Annotated in this window: 3 protein-coding genes and 1 pseudogene; 1 reads left to right on the top strand and 3 read right to left on the bottom strand. The window is 64.2% G+C overall.

Annotation, left to right across the window (positions count from 1 at the left end; genetic code table 11):
* Positions 1 to 68: 68 nt before the first annotated feature.
* From ACNPP0_RS04260 to ACNPP0_RS04270, 3 genes are all read right to left on the bottom strand, one after another.
* Entirely contained in the window at positions 69 to 932 is an 864-nt protein-coding gene (locus ACNPP0_RS04260) for an alpha/beta fold hydrolase (protein ID WP_448705097.1), read from the bottom strand.
* 24 nt (positions 933 to 956) lie between these two features.
* The gene (locus ACNPP0_RS04265; RefSeq protein ID WP_104142120.1) at positions 957 to 1,643 is read right to left on the bottom strand and encodes a hydrolase; all 687 of its coding nucleotides are present in this window, start codon (positions 1,641 to 1,643) and stop codon (positions 957 to 959) included.
* Between the two features lie 254 nt (positions 1,644 to 1,897).
* Positions 1,898 to 2,287, bottom strand: a complete 390-nt coding sequence (locus tag ACNPP0_RS04270) for a helix-turn-helix transcriptional regulator (protein ID WP_104142122.1) — start codon at positions 2,285 to 2,287, stop codon at positions 1,898 to 1,900.
* 366 nt (positions 2,288 to 2,653) lie between these two features.
* Here ACNPP0_RS04270 and ACNPP0_RS04275 point away from each other — a divergent pair.
* A pseudogene (locus ACNPP0_RS04275) lies at positions 2,654 to 2,864 on the top strand (hypothetical protein); the annotation flags it as partial.

The following is a 2,864-nucleotide window of genomic DNA, read 5'->3' on the forward strand; positions in this document are numbered from 1 at the left end:
CTGGCCCGGCGCCCCGGAAAAGGCGCTCCGGAAGGCGCCTTTATGCAGGTGGCCCTGGGGCCGGGCGGTCAGCCCCGGATGAAGGCCAGCAGGTCGGCGTTGACGTCTTCGGCGTCCAGCACGCACATGCCGTGCGAGGCGCCCGGGTAGACCTTCAGCGTGGCGTTCTTGACCAGCTTCACGGCCTTTTCCGCCGAGTTGGCGATCGGCACCATCTGGTCGTCCGAACCATGCAGGATCAGGGTGGGCACGTCGATCTTCTTCAGGTCTTCGGTGAAGTCCACCTCGGAAAACTGCTTGATGCACGCGTACTGGCCACGGATGCCGCCTGCCATGCCCTGCAACCAGAAGGCGTCGATGGTGCCTTGTTCGATCTTGGCGCCCGGCCGGTTAAAGCCAAAGAACGGCTGGGTCAGGTCTTTGTAGAACTGCGAGCGGTTCCGCATGACGCCCTGGCGAATGCCATCAAACACTTCCATCGGCAAACCGTCAGGGTAGGCCGCGGTCTTGGCCATCACGGGCGGCACCGCGCCGATCAGCACCACACGGGCCACGCGCTTGCTGCCATGGCGTCCGATGTAGCGGGCAACTTCCCCGCCTCCGGTGGAATGGCCCACCAGCGTTGCGCCCTGGATGTCCAGCGCGTCCAGCAGCGCGGCCAGGTCATCGGCATAGGTGTCCATGTCGTTGCCTTGCGACGGTTGGCCCGAACGGCCGTGGCCGCGACGGTCATGGGCGATCACACGAAAGCCGCGCTCGGACAGGAACAGCATCTGCGCGTCCCAGGCGTCGGCGTGCAACGGCCATCCGTGCGAGAAGACGACCGGCTGGCCGGCGCCCCAATCCTTGTAGTAGATGCGGGTGCCGTCGGCGGTCACGATGGTCTGGCCGGCGGGGCCGGCCGGGGAAGTACTTTGCGATTGCACATTCATGTTGCGGGTCCTGTAAGCGTCGGATCAACGGGCGGCAATGGGGGCAATCGCTTCGTGCGCGGTACGCGTGCGCTGCGGGGCCTTGTGCACCATCGTGTAGGCGTAGTCCACGCCCATGCCGTAGGCGCCCGAATGCTCTTTCACCAGCGCCATCACGGCGTCATAGGTTTCGCGGCGGGCCCAATCGCGCTGCCATTCCAGCAGCACCTGTTGCCACGTCACCGGCACGACGCCCGCCTGGATCATGCGCTGCATGGCCTGGTCGTGCGCTTCCTTGCTGGTGCCGCCCGAGGCGTCCGACACCATGTAGATTTCGTACTGGCCTTCAAGCATGGCGCACAGCGAGAACGTGGTGTTGCAGACTTCGGTCCACAGGCCGGCCACAACGACCTTCTTGCGGCCGTTGGCGGCCAGCGCATCGCGCACCTTCTGGTCGTCCCACGAATTCATCGAGGTGCGTTCCAGCACCTTCTGGTCCGGAAACACATCCAGCAATTCGGGGTAGGTGTAGCCCGAGAAGCTCTCGGATTCCACGGTGGTGATCGTCGTCGGGATGTTGAAGATCTTGCCGGCCTTGGCCAGACCGACGGTGTTGTTCTTCAGAACCTGACGGTCAATGGACTGCACGCCAAAGGCCATCTGCGGCTGGTGGTCAATGAAGATCAGCTGGCTGTTTTGCGGGGTCAGCACTTCAAGTTTGGATTGGGTCATGGCGAATGTTCGAAGGGTCTGTCGATGCGTGATTGCAAGGCGCAAGCAGACGGATTGTGAAAGGGATGCGCGCGCATCCCGTGGCATGAAAACCTGTCCGGCAGCGGACGGAACGAAGCTTATGGGGGTGCTATCGGCGGCACAATAACGCCTTCGTATAGGCGCGAAGGCGAAGAGGGCAACACGCCTGTGATCGCCGCGCCTCGGTCAGGAATCGATCAGGAAAACGGTCAGGAAATTGGTCAGGAAATTGGTCAGGCGTCGGCCGCGCGACGCCACGCGCCGGGCGTCAGGCCGACCACGTTGTGGAACACGCGCGTGAAGTGCGCCTGGTCGGCAAACCCGCAATCCAGTGCGATATCGGCCAGCGTCTTGTCCGGTATCCGCAGCTGTTCGCGGGCTTGGGCGATGCGTTGCAGCAGCGCCCAACGGTGGGGCGTCGTGCCGGCGGCATCGCGAAACACGGCTGTGAAATGCGTGCGCGACAAGCGGCAGGCGCGCGCGACGTCGGCCACCGAGCTCTGGCCGCTTAACAGCATGGTCTTTGCCTGCTGCTCCAGCGACACCGGCAAGCTGCGTTTTGCCGGCTCGGGGCCAAGCGGCGGCGGGCCGCTGTTGTCGGCGCGGACGTGGGATGGGCGCATGTAAACCTCCGGGGCAGAAAGCGAGGGACCGCGCCCTCTTGATGGGTGAATCGACGCGCGACGCCTGCGCGGCAAGCGCGTGGGCGGGCTGGCCCTGGCGGCGGGCCCTGGCTTCTGGCTCGTCTGGCAGGCAAGCGCAGAATAGGAGTCGGCCCCATCGCCATCAATCAGCCATTGGTGTTAGCGGCAGGACGTCAGCACGCGCCGGATACGGGTTGTGTGGGACGTTGGCCCCATCTCGTTGGCCCCATCTCTTTGTCCCCATATCGCCATACCCAATATTGGGTATTCCGGACATGGGCCGAAGCACGGCATGCGGGACTACATTGCAAGGTCCAGGGTTCTTAACCGCACGTGGAGTTTTCTATGAAAAAGTCCATCATTCCCTGCGTTGCCTTGCTGCTCTCGACCATCGGCCTGACCGCCACGGCACAGACCATTACGCCGATGAAAGGGCAGTCTCCTGAAACCACACAACAAGACGTCGCCGCCTGCCAGTCCCAGGCGGGGGGCACCGGCACCACCGACACCACGCAATCCGGCGGTCGCGCGCGCGGCGCCGCAACGGGCGCCGTGG

It is taken from the genome of Achromobacter semiaridum (assembly GCF_053543755.1).

Bases quoted from the DNA above. Each gene is read 5' to 3' on its own strand.
- ACNPP0_RS04260 (WP_448705097.1), bottom strand. From the start codon at position 932: ATGAATGTGCAATCGCAAAGTACTTCCCCGGCCGGCCCCGCCGGCCAG.
- ACNPP0_RS04265 (WP_104142120.1), bottom strand. From the start codon at position 1,643: ATGACCCAATCCAAACTTGAAGTGCTGACCCCGCAAAACAGCCAGCTG.
- ACNPP0_RS04270 (WP_104142122.1), bottom strand. From the start codon at position 2,287: ATGCGCCCATCCCACGTCCGCGCCGACAACAGCGGCCCGCCGCCGCTT.